This window comes from Rhodospirillum rubrum ATCC 11170 (genome assembly GCF_000013085.1).
Lineage (GTDB): Bacteria > Pseudomonadota > Alphaproteobacteria > Rhodospirillales > Rhodospirillaceae > Rhodospirillum > Rhodospirillum rubrum.
In genome coordinates this window covers 3,401,048-3,418,621 of the sequence record NC_007643.1, presented here as the reverse complement: position 1 = coordinate 3,418,621, position 17,574 = coordinate 3,401,048, and the positions used below count along the sequence as shown (strand labels likewise).

General features: G+C 66.6%; 14 protein-coding genes and 1 pseudogene. 1 reads left to right on the top strand and 14 read right to left on the bottom strand.

The genetic code is table 11. The annotated features are described in order from the left end of the window. Positions 1-3 precede the first annotated feature (3 nt). The 3 genes from ileS to RRU_RS15310 form a co-directional block, all read right to left on the bottom strand. A complete protein-coding gene (gene ileS / locus RRU_RS15320) occupies positions 4-2,826 on the bottom strand; it encodes an isoleucine--tRNA ligase (RefSeq protein ID WP_011390714.1) in 2,823 nt (940 codons plus the stop codon). 165 nt (positions 2,827-2,991) lie between these two features. After that, positions 2,992-3,945 carry a bifunctional riboflavin kinase/FAD synthetase gene (locus RRU_RS15315; RefSeq protein WP_011390713.1) on the bottom strand — a complete coding sequence of 318 codons (954 nt, stop codon included), beginning with the start codon at positions 3,943-3,945 and terminating at the stop codon, positions 2,992-2,994. 133 nt (positions 3,946-4,078) lie between these two features. Then, positions 4,079-4,513: a MaoC family dehydratase gene (locus tag RRU_RS15310; RefSeq protein ID WP_011390712.1), complete on the bottom strand. Its 435-nt coding sequence runs from the start codon at positions 4,511-4,513 to the stop codon at positions 4,079-4,081. A 470-nt stretch (positions 4,514-4,983) separates the two neighbouring features. Here RRU_RS15310 and RRU_RS15305 point away from each other — a divergent pair, with 470 nt between their 5' ends. Beyond that, positions 4,984-5,361, top strand: coding sequence for a hypothetical protein (locus RRU_RS15305; RefSeq protein WP_014626484.1), 378 nt, complete (start codon positions 4,984-4,986; stop codon positions 5,359-5,361). Positions 5,362-5,426: 65 nt separating this feature from the next. Here the strand turns inward: RRU_RS15305 and RRU_RS15300 are convergent, their stop codons facing one another. The 11 genes and pseudogenes from RRU_RS15300 to RRU_RS15245 all read right to left on the bottom strand — a co-directional run bounded on the left by RRU_RS15300 (position 5,427) and on the right by RRU_RS15245 (position 17,503). After that, positions 5,427-6,410: an MDR family oxidoreductase gene (locus RRU_RS15300; RefSeq protein WP_011390710.1), complete on the bottom strand. Its 984-nt coding sequence runs from the start codon at positions 6,408-6,410 to the stop codon at positions 5,427-5,429. 87 nt (positions 6,411-6,497) lie between these two features. Beyond that, complete coding sequence (locus RRU_RS15295) at positions 6,498-7,295, bottom strand: hypothetical protein (RefSeq protein WP_011390709.1); 798 nt, start codon at positions 7,293-7,295, stop codon at positions 6,498-6,500. A 22-nt stretch (positions 7,296-7,317) separates the two neighbouring features. Beyond that, positions 7,318-7,488, bottom strand: a pseudogene (locus RRU_RS20195) (putative PEP-binding protein); the annotation flags it as partial. Positions 7,489-7,626: 138 nt separating this feature from the next. Then, positions 7,627-9,147: an MFS transporter gene (locus RRU_RS15285; RefSeq protein ID WP_011390708.1), complete on the bottom strand. Its 1,521-nt coding sequence runs from the start codon at positions 9,145-9,147 to the stop codon at positions 7,627-7,629. A 351-nt stretch (positions 9,148-9,498) separates the two neighbouring features. Continuing rightward, entirely contained in the window at positions 9,499-10,281 is a 783-nt protein-coding gene (locus tag RRU_RS20235; protein WP_081467703.1) for an IS630 family transposase, read from the bottom strand. A 33-nt stretch (positions 10,282-10,314) separates the two neighbouring features. Continuing rightward, positions 10,315-12,999 (bottom strand): pyruvate, phosphate dikinase, encoded by a 2,685-nt coding sequence (ppdK, locus tag RRU_RS15270; protein WP_011390706.1) that lies wholly within the window; start codon positions 12,997-12,999, stop codon positions 10,315-10,317. A 2-nt stretch (positions 13,000-13,001) separates the two neighbouring features. Further along, positions 13,002-15,167, bottom strand: a complete 2,166-nt coding sequence (gene glyS / locus RRU_RS15265) for a glycine--tRNA ligase subunit beta (protein ID WP_011390705.1) — start codon at positions 15,165-15,167, stop codon at positions 13,002-13,004. Between the two features lie 5 nt (positions 15,168-15,172). Beyond that, positions 15,173-16,060, bottom strand: coding sequence for a glycine--tRNA ligase subunit alpha (locus RRU_RS15260; protein WP_011390704.1), 888 nt, complete (start codon positions 16,058-16,060; stop codon positions 15,173-15,175). Between the two features lie 94 nt (positions 16,061-16,154). Continuing rightward, complete coding sequence (locus RRU_RS15255; RefSeq protein ID WP_011390703.1) at positions 16,155-16,442, bottom strand: hypothetical protein; 288 nt, start codon at positions 16,440-16,442, stop codon at positions 16,155-16,157. Positions 16,443-16,511: 69 nt separating this feature from the next. Then, a complete protein-coding gene (locus RRU_RS15250) occupies positions 16,512-17,294 on the bottom strand; it encodes a tRNA1(Val) (adenine(37)-N6)-methyltransferase (RefSeq protein WP_011390702.1) in 783 nt (260 codons plus the stop codon). Then, on the bottom strand, positions 17,291-17,503 hold the full coding sequence (locus RRU_RS15245; protein WP_011390701.1) for a DUF2007 domain-containing protein: 213 nt from the start codon (positions 17,501-17,503) through the stop codon (positions 17,291-17,293). The genes RRU_RS15250 and RRU_RS15245 overlap by 4 nt, the downstream gene beginning before the upstream one ends. Positions 17,504-17,574 lie beyond the last annotated feature (71 nt).

Here is a 17,574-nt window from a genome sequence, read left to right as displayed (position 1 = left end):
GGCTCAGCCCGCCGTCAGCGAGGAAACGACCTCGTCGCAGCGCCCGCACAGGCCCTCGTGGGCGTGGGTGCCGACATCGGGCAGGATCTCCCAGCACCGCTGGCATTTCTCGCCCTCGGCCAGGGCGACGACCACGCCGACGCCGGCGACCTCGTCCAGGGTATAGGCGCCTTCGGGGATGGGCTGATCGGCGCTGTCGGTCAGGGTGATGTCCGAGGTGATGGAAATCTCGGCCATATCAAGGCCGGCGCAGGCGTTGAGCAATTCGGCCGGGGCATGGACGACCGGGGCGGCCTGCAGGCTGGCGCCGATGGTCTTATTGGCGCGCGCCACTTCCAGGGCGCCGGTGATCACCCGGCGCAGGCGGCGGACCTTGGTCCAGCGCTCGGCCAGGGCGTCGTCGCGCCAGTCGCCTGGAACCGTCGGGAAGCTTTGGAAATGGACGCTGTCGTCCTCGCTGGGGAAGCGGGTGAGCCAAGCCTCCTCGGCGGTGAAACACACGAAGGGCGCCAGCCATTTGACCAGACAATCAAAGACAGTGTCGATCACCGTGCGGCAGGCCCGCCGGCGCAGCGATCCGGCGCCGTCGCAATAAAGGGCGTCCTTGCGGATATCGAGATAGAACGCCGACAGGTCGACGGCGCAGAAGCCGTGCAACTCCTGGAACATCTCGTGGAAGCTGAAGGCATCGCAGCAGCCGCGTACCTTGACGTCGATCTCGCTCAAGCGGTGAAGCACCCAGCGCTCCAACTCGGGCATGGCGGCGATGTCGTCGATGCGCTCGGCCTTGTCGAAGCCGGCCAGGGCGCCAAGCAGGAAGCGCAGCGTGTTGCGCAGGCGGCGATAGGTATCGGTGGTCTGCTTGAGGATTTCCGGCCCAAAGCGGATATCGCCGGTGTAATCGGACGACACCACCCACAAGCGCATGATATCGGCGCCGACGCTGGAGACGACCTTTTGCGGGCTTTCGGCGTTGCCCTTGGACTTGGAAAGCTTGTCGCCCTTTTCGTCGAGCAGGAAGCCGTGGGTCAGCACCGCGTCATAGGGGGCGCGGCCGCGCGTGCCGCAGCTTTCAAGCAACGAGGTATGGAACCAGCCGCGATGCTGGTCCGAGCCTTCCAGATACAGATCGGCCGGCCATTTCAGATCGTCGCGGGCTTCAAGCACGAAGGCGTGGGTTGATCCGCTGTCAAACCACACCTCGACGATGTCGCGCACCGGCTCGAAGTTTTCGGGATCATGCTCGGCGCCCAGGAAGCGCCGGGGATCGCCGGTGAACCAGGCGTCGGCGCCTTCGGCTCCGAAAGCCTGGGCGATGCGTTCGGTGACGGCGGCGTCGCGCAGCGGCAGGCCATCGCGCTTGTCAACGAAGATGGCGATCGGCACGCCCCAGGAGCGCTGGCGCGACACGCACCAGTCGGGCCGGCTTTCGATCATCGCCCGGATGCGGTTGCGCCCTTGCGGCGGCACCCAGCGGGTCTCGTCGATGGCGGCCAGGGCCTTGTCGCGCAGGCCGTTCTTCTCCATCGAGATGAACCACTGCGGCGTGTTGCGGAAGATCAAGGGCGCCTTGGAGCGCCAGGAATGGGGATAGCTGTGGGTCAGGCTGCCCTGGGCGAGCAGGGCGCCGGCATCGATCATCGCCGCGACGATATCGGGGGCGACCTTGAACACATGCTTGCCGGCGAAGCCGGGCACGTGATCCATGTAAAGCCCATCGCCATCGACGGTGTCGGGCGGGGCGATGCCATTGGCCAGGCACAGGAAATAGTCGTCCTCGCCATGGCCCGGGGCCATATGGACGAAGCCGGTGCCCTGTTCGGTGGTGACGAACAGCCCCGACAGCAGCGGCACTTCGAAGTCATAGCCCTTGCCGGCCCAGGGATGGCGGCAGACGGTGCCGGCGAGGTCGGCGCCCTTGACGTGGGCGATTTCCTCGATCTCGGTGATCTTGGCCTGCTTGAGCACATCATCAAGCAGATCGGCGCAGACGGCGATGCGCTCGCCGGCGCGGGCCAGAGAGCCCTCGGCGGTGGCGGTGACGCGGAAGACCACGTAATCCATGCCGGGGCCATAGGCGACCGCCCGGTTGCCGGGCATGGTCCAGGGCGTCGTCGTCCAGATCACCACCGAGGCGCCCTCCAGGGCGGTCACCGGCGTGCGGATCACCGGGAAGCGGATCCAGATGGTGGTCGAGGTATGGTCTTGATATTCGACCTCGGCGTCGGCCAAGGCGGTCTTTTCGACCACCGACCACAGCACCGGCTTGGCGCCCTTATACAGGTCGCCCGCCATCAGGAACTTGCCCAACTCGCGCACGATCTGCGCCTCGGCGGCGAAGGCCATCGTCGTATAGGGCCGCTTCCAGTCGCCGGTGATCCCTAAGCGCTTGAATTCCTCGCGCTGGATGGCGATCCATTCCTCGGCGAACTGGCGGCATTCGCGGCGGAACTCGATCACGTCGATTTCGTCCTTGCGCCGACCCTGGGCGCGGTAGCGCTCTTCGATCTTCCATTCGATCGGCAGGCCGTGGCAGTCCCAGCCCGGAACGTAATTGGCGTCCTTGCCCAGCATCTGCTGCGACCGGGTGATGACGTCCTTGAGGATCTTGTTCAGCGCATGGCCATTATGCAGGTGGCCATTGGCGTAAGGGGGGCCATCGTGCAGCACGAACTGCTCGCGTCCCTTGGAGCGCTCGCGCAGCCGGGCGTAAATGTCCAGCTTCTCCCACCGGGCGAGAATGCCCGGTTCCTTTTCGGCCAGACCGGCCTTCATCGGGAAATCGGTGGTGGGCAGGAAGACGGTGGACTTGTAATCGGCTGTCATGGCGGAGGTCTCGGATCACGGGAAGCGGCGCCGGAAAAGGCGGGGCGCTGTGGTTCCAGGCGGGGTGCTGGGCCCCAAGGACGGCGCGAACCGCCATGGATACCCGACAAAGCGGCCCGCCTTCAACCGATTCATCGGAAAATCCCGCCTTAGTTGGCGCCTTAGTTAAGGGGCGGCGGGGGGGAGTCCGAACAGGGCGCGGGCTTGGGCGGCGTCCTGGCCGATCTGGGCCTTCAGGGCCTCAAGGCCCGGGAAGGTCTGTTCGGGGCGCAGGAAGTCGTGGAAGCGCACCCGCAGGTGGCGGCCGTAGAGATCAGGGCTGACATCGAACAAATGGACTTCAAGCAGGGCGTCGCCGTTATCAAACGTCGGGCGGCGGCCGAAGTTGGCCACGCCTGGGCGAAAGCGGGTCTGGGCGCCGTCATCAAGCCCGGCGGTGACCGCATAGACGCCGGCGCGCGGCCGCTGATAGTCGCCAAGCTTCAGGTTGGCGGTGGGGAAGCCGATGGTCCGTCCGCGCTTGTCGCCATGCTCGACCCGGCCTTCGACCTCCCAGGGATGGCCCAGAATTTGCGCCGCGGTGGTGACGTCGCCCTCTTGCAGGCAGGCGCGCACCCGGGTCGAGGAATAGATGGCGCCGCCCTCGTCCTTGACCGGGGCGACGGCGGTGACGCCAAAGCCGAGATCAAGCGCCATCTTCTGCAACAGGCTGACCGTGCCCTGGCGGCGGTGGCCAAAGGCGTAATCCTGGCCGACGACGACATGGGCGACATGCAGGCCCTTGACCAGCACCTCGGTGACGAACCATTCGGCCGAGCCCTTGGACAGCGCCTCGTCGAAGGCCTGGACATAAAGGAAATCGGCGCCTTCCTCGCTGATCAGATGGGCCTTCAGGCGGAAGGAGGTCAGGGTGAAGGGCGGCAGGTCGGGCTGGAAGAAGCGCCGTGGATGGGGGGCGAAGGTCATGACGCCAAGGGGCAGGCCCTGCTGGGCGGCGATGGCCCGGGCCGAGCCGATGACCCGCTGATGGCCACGGTGGACGCCGTCGAAATTGCCCAAGGCCAGCGAGCCCCCGAGCAGGGAGGCGGGTAGCTCGTAGGGATGGCGAAGGATACGCATGAGAGGATCGACCGACCGTCAGGGAAAAGAGCGGAGGGTAGAGGTAGGCGAAAGCGGCCGCGCGCGCAACAGCGGGGAAGACCCGGCGGGTCGCGACAAGGACCCGCCGGGGCGCGAAAAGTCGGCCGGGGGCTTAGCCGCGCGCGGGAACCATCACCGTCGCCTCGCCCTCGATCACCACCTTGCCGGCCACCGTGCAGGTGGTGCGGAAGGTGACGAATTTCTTTTCGGGAACCAGCCCGGTGACGGTGACGGTGGCGGTGACCGTGTCGCCGATGCGCACCGGTGCCTTGAACTTCAGCGATTGGTTGACATAGATGGCGCCCGGCCCGGGCAGGCGGGTGCCCAGCACGGCCGAAATGAAGCCCGCCGACAGCATGCCGTGGGCGATGCGGGTTTTGAAAACCGTGGTCTGGGCGTAGTCCTCGTTGACATGGGCGGGATTGGTGTCCATCGACAGGCCGGCGAACAGATAGATGTCTGACTCGCTGATGGTCTTGGCGAGGCTGGCACTCTGCCCTTCCTTGATGTCTTCAAAATAATGGAGGATCAGGTCGTCGGCGCTCATCTTGGTCTCCCTCTTCCTTTGGTGGGGCGCGCAGGCAGTGTAGCAGGCGCGGCGGGGATCGGACAGGGAAGGGCTGCAAGGGGGGGCGTGTTCTCGGCCAGATTGGGGCGAGGGAGCCAGGGTGCGGGCTCGGCCGGACAAAGCTTGCGCCGAGCGAGGGCGGGCAGGTCGCCGGGGGGCGGGAAGACGACCACCCGGAGAGTATCGATGTTTGATGGGGGCCGCGCCTATGGTGGTTTCAGGCGCGGCTTTCCCCGTAAAACCCCTGTCGCACAGCACCCCCCGGCGCCGATGATCGATGCCAGACGATCGACATGGACGATGGGGTAGATTTTTGGCGCGGATGGGGGCGTCATGACGGGGTGTCGTGTCCGTCGATCGGGAAACGCGGGAGCGCCCCAGGGTGCCGCTCGGCGCTGATCGCGGCGATCGGCCTAACCCGCCAGCCCTTCCTGAAGAAAGACCCCGCTATGTCGCTTTGCAACCACGGCCCCCGGGCCCTTCTCGCCGCCCTTGTCCTGCTCAGCCTTGGCGGCTGCGGGTCGTCCGAGCCGCAATGGCATAAGGCCGGAAGCGACGGGGCGCGGACGCGGGCGGATTATCGGGCCTGCCGGGCCCTGGCCGACGACGAGGCGATGCGCAAATCCGGCGCCATCCATGGCGAGGATGTCAGCGACATCGGCTCGTCGTCCGATCCGATGGCCCAGATGACCGCCTATGACGCCCGGCGGATCTTCCAGGGCGCCCTGGCGTCGTGCATGCGCCAGCGCGGCTATGCCAAGGGCGCCTCGCCCACCGCCGGTGCCGATGGCGCCGTCGAGGGGCTGAGGCGGTCCCTAAGCTGGTGACGGGTTAGCAAGTCCCGCGCACTCTGAACCAGAGTGCGACGACGATTTGCTGCCCTCTCAAGAGCCTAGGCGTTGACGTCGACGACCAGCCGGCCGCGCACCTGACCGGCCAGCATGCGGCTCGCCGCCGGCACCACCTCGGACAAAGGGATGGTGCCGGTGATCGCTGCGAGCTTATCGATATCGAGGTCGCGGGCGAGGCGGGCCCAGGCTTCCCGGCGCTGGGCGATCGGCCGGTAAACGCTGTCGACGCCGGCCAGGGTGACGCCGCGCAGGATGAAGGGGGCGACGGTCAGCGGCAGATCCATGCCCTGGGCCAGCCCGCAGGCGGCCACCGTGGCGCCATAGCGCAGGGCGGCGCAGACATTGGCCAGGGTATGACTTCCCACGGTGTCGATGGCGCCGGCCCAGCGTTCGCGCGCCAAGGGCTTGCCCGGGGCCGACAGCGTCGCGCGGTCGATGATCTCGCTCGCGCCCAGCGAACGCAGATAGGGGGCTTCGGCGGCCCGCCCGGTCGAGGCGACAACCCGGTAGCCCAGCTTGGCCAGCACCGCCACGGCGACGCTACCGACGCCGCCGGCCGCGCCGGTAACCAGGATCTCGCCCTGATCGGCGGTGACGCCCTGGCGTTCCAGGGCGAGCACGCAAAGCATGGCGGTATAACCCGCCGTGCCGATGGCCATGGCCTGGGCGGCGGTGAAGGGGGCCTGCAGCGGGATCAGCCAATCGCCGTTCACCCGGGCCTTTTGCGCCAGCCCGCCCCAATGGCTTTCCCCAACCCCCCAGCCGTTGAGCACCACGCTGTCGCCGGCCTTGAAGTCCGGATGGCGGCTGGTTTCGACGAAACCGGCGAAATCGATGCCCGGCACCATCGGGAACTGGCGGACCACCGGACCCTTGCCGGTGATCGCCAGGGCGTCCTTGTAGTTCAGCGTCGAATAAGACACCGCCACGGTGACATCGCCTTCGGGCAGGGCGTCGTCGGCCAGTTCGGTCAGCGCGGCATGGTGGCCCGCCTCGGTCTTTTCGATCAGCACGGCTTTGATCATCGGTCTGTCCTTGCGCATGGGGGATACGACGAACGTGATTAGACCAAACTGTACAAAACGCCCGGCTTTTTTGGCGGAATTTTTGATCTAAGGGGTGGGGCTTGCCAGCAGGCCGCCCATCACCTTGTGGCGCACCGAAAGGCCGTTTTCGGCTTCGCCGCGCGGGGCGAGGTCCCACAGCCATCTTTGGCCATCGATGCGCGGGCGGGCGCCAAACAGCAGATCGAAGCGCTGGGGGCCGCCGGGGGCGCCGCGTTCCTCGCGTTCGAAATCGCTGATCAGGCAAACCCGGCCCCGGCAGCGGCCAAGGGCTTCGAGATGGGCCTCGATCAGGGCGCGCGACAGGCGGTCTTGGGTATCAAGATCGGCGCCGTGGCGATCAAGCCAAAGCCTAGGCGCCATGGCCAATTGACTGAGCAGATTGGCCGAGATCACCAGATCGGCCGCAAGAACGGCTTCGGGAAAGGGGGCCGGCCTTGGAACATCGGGCGCTTGCCCGCGCGCTCCGCCCTTTTGCGCCGCTAAGGTCGCCAGCACGCCGCCCAGGTCGTGGGCTTGCCAGAGGGCGCCGGCATGACCAGCCCGGGCGCGCACGGCGCGCGGAACCACGGCATCGATCAGCAGCACTTGGTCGAAGCGGCGGGTCAGGGCGTCGAAGGGCACGTCCAGCAACCAACCCGCCCCGAGCACGGCGACGCTGCCGGGGTTGGCGACGGTTTGGCAGGCGGTAAGGATGGTTTGGTGACAGGCGGCAAGATGGGGGGCCCAGGCCTTGGCCTGACGGCGGGCCCGGGCGCGCACCGCCACCACCTCGGCCACCACGCCCAAACGCCGCGCCTCAAAAGAGGCGGGCGTCAGGACGCTGGTGAGCCATTCGGCGATCACGGTTGGTCGCCAGAGGTCTGGCTTAAACCGGCGCGGGCTGTTTGACGGCGCTGCGCAGGGCGGCCTGGGCGGCGGCCAGTCGGGCGATCGGCACCCGGTAGGGGGAGCACGAAACGTAATCCAGGCCGACCGACTGGCAGAAGCTGATCGACTGCGGATCGCCGCCATGTTCGCCGCAGATGCCAAGCTTCAGAGTACGGATTCGAGATCCACCTGGGCCGGGTGCTGGACCACAACCGGGATAAGAAAGCCGCCCCCGCGCGATCCTCTCGCCAGGGGGCCGCATAAGGTGCCCCTTTCAGGGCAGGCTTGCCGCCAGCCCCCTGGGCCGTTACCTGTCGCATGGTGCCGGACCGCTCCGTTTTGCTGAACCGAAGACCAGCTTGCAGATCGCCGCGAACAGCCAGACGCCGCCCGCACCGTACAACATCACCCAGTCGAAGCCGTGAACCAGGGACTGGCGGACAAGCGCGATCGGCAGGCCGGCCCCGGCCGCCACCGCCTCCCCCCCGGCGGCGACGCTTTCCGCCAGCAGTGACAACTCGTCCCCGGTCGCGGCGGGCAACAGCCGTTCCAGCCCTGCCTGGGTTCCTTGCAGCAGGATGAAACCCATTAGGGCGATGTTGATCGCCAGGGCGATCATGCTGGCGCTCATGTTCATGCCCGAGGCCATGCCGGCCCGTTCCGGCGGCAGGGCGGCCGAGGCGGTGTTGGTCGCCGTGGTGTTGGCCAGCCCCAGGCCGCTTCCGGCAAGGATGCAGCCGGGCAGCATGTCCACCCAGCTTGCATCTCCCCCAAGGGCCGCCGCCCGCATCAGGACGAAACCGCACCCGATGATCACCAGCCCCAGGGGAATGACCACCTGTGGTCCGAAATGCAGCAATAACCGCTCGGCAATCGGCGGCGCCAGCAGCGGCGGCAAGGTATAGGCCAGCAGGCACAGCCCGGCGTCCAGGCTGTCCAGACCCAGGACGCCCTGGAAATAGACCGGCAGGTAGATGATGAACGGCCAGAAGCTGAAGTTCATGCCCGCTGACGCCAGCAGCGCGCCCGAGAAATTCGTGGTGCGGAAAGCGGTGAAGTCGAACATCGGCCGGGCCACCCGCGTTTCGACCACCACGAACGCGCTGAAACAGGCCACGCCCAGTGCGGCAAGCGCTAGCCCGGAGATGTCTCCGGGCCCCGGCATACGCCCGCGCGTGATCAGATAGACCAGGCAGAATACGGCCAGCGACAATGTCACCATCCCCGCGACGTCAAGGCGCAGGGCGTGCGGATCGGTGCTTTCCTCGACCCCCACCTGGATCAGGATCACCGCGACCGCCGCCAGGATCACATGGACCAGGAACACCCATTCCCATCCCAGAACCACCGCCGTCAGCCCGCCGATCAACGGCCCGAATCCCAGGCCGACGCCGAAGGTCACCCCCCACCAGCCGAAAGCAAGCGCTCGTTCCCGTCCGTCGCGGAATTGCTGGGACAACACCGCGATCTGACAGGTGAGCAACGCCGCCGCCGCCGCGCCCTGAAGCGCGCGGGCGCCGATCAGCATCGATGGGCTGTCGGCCAGCCCGCAAGCCAGCGACGCGACGCCGAACACAACCTGTCCCGCCAGAAAGACCCGCTTGCGGCCAAAGCGGTCGGCCAAGGCCCCCATGGCCATCAGACAGGCGGTCATGGCGGTGGTGTAGGCGTTCATCACCCACTGCAGTTGCCGGAAATCAGCCGAAAAAAGCTGTTCCAGCGTCGGCAGGATGGTCGGGACGCTTGATATCTCCAATCCGAACATCAAGGCAGACAGGCAGACAGCCGACAGGGCGACCTGATTCCTGGACGACGTGGAATGAAGCATGGCGGAAATTCACCCTTGTGAATGTCAAAATTTGTTCCGCGGAATTTTGTCCGTTGCGAGTCTAAGTTTAATTAACCATTTTATACGCGCAAACACATTTCCCCTATTTAGAATAAAATTTCCTCTGTATGGGGTGCGGCAAGCACAAAAAGAAAGAATGCCCGAATGCGCCCTTTCCGTAACGGCGGACAGCGAAGGATTACTTTTCTTCCTGTGCGCGGCGCATGGCTGCACTCAGGATGCCGCCCAGGTCTCGCTCGACTTGTCCCAGGACAGGTCGGACGGGTGCACCATGCCGTCGATGTCGCCCGGCAATTGTCTACAACATGCGCCGCCTAGGGCGTGTTGAGATTAAGTTCGTCCATACCCGGAATTAGAGAGATAGTTCTGACATTCTCCCGTTGAGACGTCCTCCAGGATTCTGGCGATTTCGTCACAGACCTCATCACAGGTCCTCTTGGCAGCTTCTCGTAGTCGGTGCTTCAATTTTGAGAAGAATTGCTCAATAGGATTGAAGTCAGGAGAATATTTCGGAAGAAAAAATAACTTGGCGCCGGCAGATCGAATCGCTTGTCGAACCGCTTTGCTCTTGTGACTTCCCAGGTTATCCATAACAACGATATCACCTGGCTTCAGGGTTGGAACCAAAACATCCTCAACATAAACTCGGAACCGTTCGCCATTGATCGGACCATTGATCAACCATGGGGCTTCAATACTGTCATGGCGTAGAGCGGCGATGAAGGTCGATGTATTCCAGTGACCAAAGGGCGCTTTACCCTCAAGGCGCTGTCCACGGGGAGCCCACCCCCGAAGCGGGCGATCCCGCCGGCGCGGGCGGCGCGGGCGCGCACGGCGCGTGGAACCACGGCGTCGATCAGCATCACCCGGTCGAAGCGGCGGGTCAGGGCGTCGAAGGGCACTTCCAGCAACCAGCCCGCCCCGAGCACGGCGACACTGCCGTGGGTGGCGACGGTTTGGCAGGCGGCAAGGATGGTTTGGTGACAGGCGGCGAGGTGGGGGGCCCAGGCCTTGGCCTGACGGCGGGCCCGGGCGCGCACCGCCACCGCCTCGGCCACCACGCCCAAACGCCGCGCCTCGACAGAGGCGGGCGTCAGGACGCTGGTGAGCCATTCGGCGATCACGGTCGGTGGCGAAAGGTCTGGCTTACACCATCGCGGGTTGCTTGACGACGCTGCGCAGGGCGGCTTGGGCGGCGGCCAGCCGGGCGATCGGCACCCGGTAGGGCGAGCACGAGACGTAATCCAGGCCGACCGACTGGCAGAAGGCGATGGACTGCGGATCGCCGCCATGTTCGCCGCAGATGCCCAGCTTCAGGCCGGGGCGGGTCGCCCGGCCGCGTTCGGCGGCGATCTTGACCAATTCGCCCACGCCCTCGACATCCAGGCTGGCGAAGGGATCGCGCTCGTAGATGCCCTTGACCCGGTAGGTTTCCAGGAACGACGCGCTGTCATCGCGCGACAGGCCAAGCGTGGTCTGGGTCAGGTCGTTGGTGCCGAAGCTGAAGAACTGGGCGGTCTGGGCGATGCTGCCGGCCTGCAGGGCGGCGCGCGGCAGTTCGATCATCGTGCCGACGCTATAGGTGACCTCACCGCCCTTTTCGGCGAAGACCGCCTTGGCGGCGGCGTCGACCACCGCCTTCATCAGGTCAAGCTCGCGCTTGGTGGCGACCAGCGGGATCATGATCTCGGGCACCGGCGCCTCGCCGACCTCCTGGGCGATCTCGAGCGCCGCTTCGAAAATGGCCCGGGCCTGCATCTCGTAGATCTCGGGATAGGTCACCCCCAGGCGGCAGCCGCGATGGCCGAGCATCGGGTTGCTTTCCGACAGCACGCTGGCGCGGTGGCGAACCAGGGATTCGTCAACGCCGGCGATGGCGGCGACCTCGGCGATCTCGCCATCCGTATGGGGCAGGAACTCGTGCAGCGGCGGGTCGAGCAGGCGGATGGTGACGGGCAGCCCGGCCATGATGCGGAACAGCTCGACGAAATCGCCGCGCTGGTAGGGCAGAAGCTCGGCCAGGGCGGCGCGACGGCCGGCCTCGTCGGAGGCCAGGATCATGCGGCGGATATTGATGATGCGCCGGGGATCGAAGAACATATGCTCGGTGCGACAGAGCCCGATGCCTTCGCAGCCGAAGCGCTTGGCGGCCTCGGCGTCGACCGGGGTCTCGGCGTTGGCCCGCACCTTCATCGTGCGCTTGGCGTCGGCCCAGTCCATCAGCACGCCGAAATCGCCGGTCAGTTCGGGCTGGATGGTCGGCACCGCGCCCAGCATCACCGTGCCGGCGGCGCCATCAAGGGTGATGATGTCGCCCTCGCGCACGGTCTTGCCGCCAACGGTGAACAGCCCGGCCTTATAATCGACGCGGATTTCGCCGGCGCCGGCCACGCAGGGCGTGCCCATGCCGCGCGCCACCACGGCGGCGTGGCTGGTCATGCCGCCGCGCGTCGTCAAGATGCCCTGCGAGACATGCATGCCGCCGATATCCTCGGGGCTGGTCTCGATGCGCACGAGGATAACCTTCTCGCCGCGCTGCACCCAGTCTTCGGCGACCTCGGCCGAGAACACCACCTTGCCCGAGGCGGCGCCCGGCGAGGCGGGCAGGCCCTTGGTCAGCACGATCTTCGCGGCCTTGGGATCAAGGGTGGGGTGCAAAAGCTGGTCCAGCGCCTCGGGATCGATGCGCAAAATCGCCTCGTCGCTGGTGATGATGCCTTCGCGGGCCATTTCAACGGCGATGCGCAGGGCGGCGCCGGCGGTGCGCTTGCCGGTGCGGGTTTGGAGCATCCACAGCTTGCCGCCCTGGATGGTGAACTCCATGTCCTGCATGTCGCGGTAATGGGCCTCGAGCACGTCGCGGGTGGCGACCAACTCCTTGTAAAGGCCGGGCATCACCTCTTCCATGGCGGGCAGGGCCGAGGCGTTCTTTTCCTTGCCGGCGATCGAGATCTGCTGGGGGGTGCGGATGCCCGCCACCACGTCCTCGCCCTGGGCGTTGACCAGATATTCGCCGTAGAAGGTGTTCTCGCCGGTCGACGGATCGCGGCTGAAGCAGACGCCCGTCGCGCAATCATCGCCCATATTGCCAAAGACCATCGACTGCACGGTCACCGCCGTGCCCCATTCCTGGGGAATGTCGTTGAGGCGGCGATAGGTGATGGCGCGCTGGTTCATCCACGAGCCGAAGACCGCGCCGACGGCCGCCCACAGCTGCTCTTCGGGGTTTTCGGGGAAGGGCTTGCCCAATTCCTGCTGGACCTTGGCCTTGAAGCGCTCGACCAGCAGCTTCCAGTCGTCGGCGCCCAGCTCGGTATCAAGGCTGAGGCCTTTGTCTTCCTTGTGGTTTTCCAGGATTTCTTCGAAGTGGTAATGCTCGACGCCGAGCACCACGTCCGAGAACATCTGGATGAAGCGGCGGTAGCTGTCATAGGCGAAGCGGGCGTCGCCCGATTGCTTGATCAACCCCTGAACCGTCTGGTCGTTAAGCCCGAGGTTGAGCACCGTGTCCATCATGCCCGGCATCGAGGCGCGGGCGCCCGAGCGCACCGAGACGAGCAGCGGGTTGTTGGCGTCGCCAAAGCGCGCGCCCATGATTTCCTCGACCCGCGCCAGGGCGGTGACCACCTGATCGGTCAATCCGGCCGGATAGGCGTGGTCGTTGTCGTAAAAGGCCGTGCAGACCTCGGTGGTGATGGTGAACCCGGCGGGAACGGCGATGCCGAGATTGCTCATTTCCGCCAGGTTGGCACCCTTGCCGCCCAGGAGGTTCTTCATATCGGCGCGGCCCTCGGCCTTGCCGTTGCCGAAGCTGTAAACCCACTTGGACATGATCATCCCTCGATTTTTGAGAAGTCCGCCAGGGTGGCCATGGCGGTGCCGATGCGCGCGAGCAGGCGCAGGCGATTGTTGCGAAGAGCGGGCGTATCGGCGTTCACCGTCACCCGATCGAAAAAGGCGTCGACGGGACCGCGCAGGCGGGCGAGAGCCCGCATGGCGGCCGCGTGATCCTCGGCGGCGAGGGAGGGGGAAACCTCGCCGAGCAAAGTATCAAGGGCTAGCGACAGGGCGCGTTCCTCGTCCTGTTCGAAAAGAGCGTTGTCGGGATCGCCCGAAACCGGCTTTCCGTCTTTTTTCTCTTCGATCCGCACGATGTTCGTCGCCCGCCGATAGGCGCTGAGCAGATTGGTCCCTTCTTCCGAGGCCAGGAAATCGGCCAGGGCCGAAACGCGCGCGAGCAGGCGGACCAAATCGTCCTCCCCACCCTGCGAGAAGACCGCCTCGATCAGATCGTGACGGACCCCTTTTTCGCGCTGCTGAACCTTCAAACGCTCAGCGATAAAAGCGATCAAATCGTGTTCTATCACATCGGAGGATGTTCCGTCAGCTTTCCCGCATTGGGCGAGCATCCGGTCTCCATATGTGGAGATTGCCGAGCCGAGCACCTCTCGCAAGGGCAGGCGCAGACTATTTTCCACGATCAGGCGAATCACGCCGAGGGCGGCGCGACGCAGCGCGAAGGGATCCTTCGATCCGGTGGGCTTTTCATCGATCAGCCAGAAGCCGGCCAGGGTGTCGATCTTGTCGGCCAGGGCGACGCAAACGCTGGTGGCGGCGGTCGGGCAGGCGTCGCCGGGGCCGACGGGCGAGTAGTGGTCCCGGATGGCCTGGGCCACCGCCGGCGGCTCGCCGTCGTGCAGGGCGTAATAGCGGCCCATCAGGCCCTGGAGTTCGGGGAATTCGCCGACCATGCCGGTGGTCAGATCGGCCTTGGCCAGCAAGGCGGCGCGATCGACCAAGCTAGCGTCGGCCCCGGGAACCCGGGCGGCCAGCCAAGCCGCGCCGGCGCGCACCCGGGTGACCTTATCAAGATCGCTGCCCAGTTTGGCGTGGAAGACGCGCGCGCCCAGGGCTTCGACCTTGCCGGCCAGCGGCGCCTTGCGGTCTTGGTCCCAGAAGAACTTGGCGTCCGACAGCCGGGCGCGCAGCACGCGCTCGTTGCCGGCGACGACGCGGGCCGAGCTGTCGGTGGCATCCATGTTGGACACGACGACGAAGCGGGCGTTCAGGGTGCCATCGGCGTTTTCGACCGAGAAATACTTCTGGTGGCTGCGCATCGAGGTGGTCAGCACCTCGGCCGGCACATCCATGAAGGCCTTGTCGATATGGCCCATCAAGGGCACCGGCCATTCGACCAGCCCGGTGATTTCCTCGAGCAGGGCCGGATCGTCCTTGACCCGCAGGCCCTCGCCGGCGGCCAGGGCGGCGGCGCGCTCGGCGATCACCCGCTTGCGCTCCTCGCGGTCGATCAGCACATGGGCCTGGCGCAGGCGGGCGGCGTAATCGGCGAAATCGCGCACGGGGAAGGGCTCGGGCGCCAGGAAGCGGTGGCCGCGCGTCGTCGCTCCGAACGCCAGCAACGGCGTGCCTTCGGGGGCGGCGGCCGGATCGGCGATGAAGCCGACCGGCAGACCCTCGAGCGAGACGCCAAGGCCGATGGCGCCGCGCAAAGGGGCGCCCTCGAAGACGGCCAGGATGGAATGGAGCGGGCGGACCCAGGTGAACTGGCCGCGCGCCCAGCGCATCGACTTCGGCCAGGACAGGGCGGTGAGGGCGCGATAGATGATCTCGGGCAGCACCTCGGCGGTGGGCCGGCCCTTGCGCTCGATGACGGCGAACAGGAAGGGGCCCTTGGGCGTTTCGCGGGTTTCCAACTGGTCGCGGGTCAGTCCCAGCGAGCCGAGGAACCCGGCGATCGCCTTGTCGGGGGCGTCGGCCTTGGGGCCGCGGCGCTCCTCGTGGACATCGGGCTGGGCGACCGGCAGGCCGTCGACGACCAGGGTCAGGCGGCGCGGGGTGACGAAGCCGCGCAGCCCGCCATGGCTCAGCCCGGCCTCGGCCAGACCGGTGCCGACCAGCTTGGTCAGATCCTCGATGGCGCGCACCTGCATGCGGGCGGGGATTTCTTCCGACAACAGTTCCAGAAGCAACTCGGCCATGATGCTCAGCCCTCCGTTCCGGTCAGCGGAGGCAGGTGGCCGCGCGCCCGCAGCCAGCCCTCGCAACAGCCCTTGGCCAGGGCCCGCACCCGGCCGATATAGGCGGCGCGTTCGGTCACGCTGATGACGCCCCGGGCATCAAGCAAATTGAAGCGGTGGCTGGCCTTGATGCACTGATCATAGGCCGGCAAGGGCACGCCCTTGGCGAGCAGGGCCATGCATTCCTCCTCGGCGTCCTTGAAATGGCGGAAGAGCGCCTCGGTATTGGCGTATTCGAAATTATGGGCCGAGAATTCCTTCTCGCCCTGAAGGAAGATGTCGCCGTAGCGCACGCCCGCCCCGTTGTAATCCAGGTCATAGACGTTCTCGACGCCCTGGATGTACATGGCCAGACGTTCCAGGCCATAGGTCATCTCGACGGGCACCGGGTCGCAGTCGAAGCCGCCGACCTGCTGGAAATAGGTGAACTGCGTCACCTCCATGCCGTCGCACCACACTTCCCAGCCCAACCCCCAGGCGCCCAGCGTCGGGCTTTCCCAGTCGTCTTCGACGAAGCGGATGTCATGCTTGAGCGGATCGATGCCGAGCGCGCGCAGGCTGTCGAGATAGAGCGCCTGGGGATCGGCCGGCGAGGGCTTCAAGATCACCTGGAACTGATAGTAATGCTGCAGGCGGTTGGGGTTCTCGCCATAGCGGCCGTCGGTCGGCCGGCGCGAGGGCTGGACATAGGCGGCCTTCCACGGCTCGGGACCAAGCGCGCGCAGCGTCGTGGCCGGATGGAAGGTGCCCGCGCCCACTTCCATATCGTAGGGCTGGAGCAGGACGCAGCCCTGGGCCGCCCAAAACTGCTGGAGGCGCAGGATCAGCGACTGAAAACTCGGTGTCTCGGCCATGGGGACCTTGAATCTGGGTGGGAAAGGGTCGGGAAACCTACCCCCCGCCCGCATCAGGGTCAACGGCGGCACACCGCGCAAAGGTCAACCGGCGTCAGGACGGGCGCTTCTGGCAGGCACAGGGCGTTCCCTGGGGAACGAAAGCCCCGCAGTCGGGGCAGCGCACCAGATCGAGATCATTGGAGTCCGTCTCGCCGGAAGCGCGGGCGCGCGTGGCGCCGGAGGCGCGGGCCCGCGTTGTGCGTCGCGCCGCCTCCGCCCCGCGCTCGGCGGGGGTCTGCGGCCGCCGGCCCAGGGCCTTGCGCTGGATCAGGCGGAAGATCGTCCAGATGCCGATGATGGCGAGAACGGTGAAGATAAGCTTGGCCAAGCTAAGTCCCATCGGTGGTTTTTCCTTAAGGGGCGGGCGTGTTATCGGCGCCCGGGCAGATCAAGGTCAAGGTCAGGGGCGCTACAGGCGCCCGAGGGGGTCAAGATCGAGGGCCTTGCCGGAGCGCAAGAGGGCGGTGGTCTCGTCGGTATAGGCGGTGGCGTCGGCTTGATGGAGCACGAGGCCGGGCAGCAGGCGGGCGCCGCCGCGCACGCCTTTGCGGGCGGCGACGATCACCCGCTCGGCCGGCCGGCCGGCCCGCGACCACAACGGCAGCACGGTGATCTCGCCGGCCCTGCCGGTCAGGGCGCTGATCAGATCATCAAGGCGGTCGGCGCGGTGGACGGCGAAAAAGCGGCCCTTGGGGCGGAGAAGGGCCAGACAGCGCGCCACCCAGCGCTCCAGGGCCATGCCCTCCATCATCGCTCGCGCCCGCCCGCCATCGGGTGGCGGGGTGCCGGCGCTGGTGAACGGCGGATTGGTCATCACCGCGTCGAACGGGGTGGCGCGCAGTTCCGGGGGCGGGCGGTCGAGATCGCCGGCCATCACCCGGGCGCGCCCGGCCAGGGCGTTGAGCTCGATCGACCAATGGCACAAGCCGGCATGCAGGGCCTGCAGCTCGAGGCCGGTCACCCGCAAATCGGGCCGGCGCGCCGCCAGGCACAGCAGGGCCGCCCCGGTTCCCGCCCCGGCATCGAGCACATGGGCCCCGGGCGCGGCATCGACGGCGGCGGCCAGCAAAACCGAATCGATGGCCACCTTATAGCCGTCAACGGGTTGCATCAGCCGCAGGCGACCATCAAGCAGGCCATCCTCGCGCCACGCGGGCGCCCCGGCGGGGGTGGCGACCGGCGGCTGGGTCACGGGGTCGCTCCGGCCTGGGCGAGGATCCGCCGGGCGGCGTCCAGGTCGTCATCGCCCACCATCACCCGGCTTTGGATCAGCCCCAGGGTTCCCGGCAGCAGGGCGGTGGTGTGGGAATCGAACACCACCGCGCCGATTTCGGCATCGGCGAGTTGGGCCATAAGCCAGGACAACAACACGGGGTCATCCGTGCTCACCAGTTCCACCATCGTCTCGCTCCTTTGGCGATCAAGGCCCGCGTCGTTCGCTCGGCACCGTTCAAAGGGCGCCGGTCAACCCA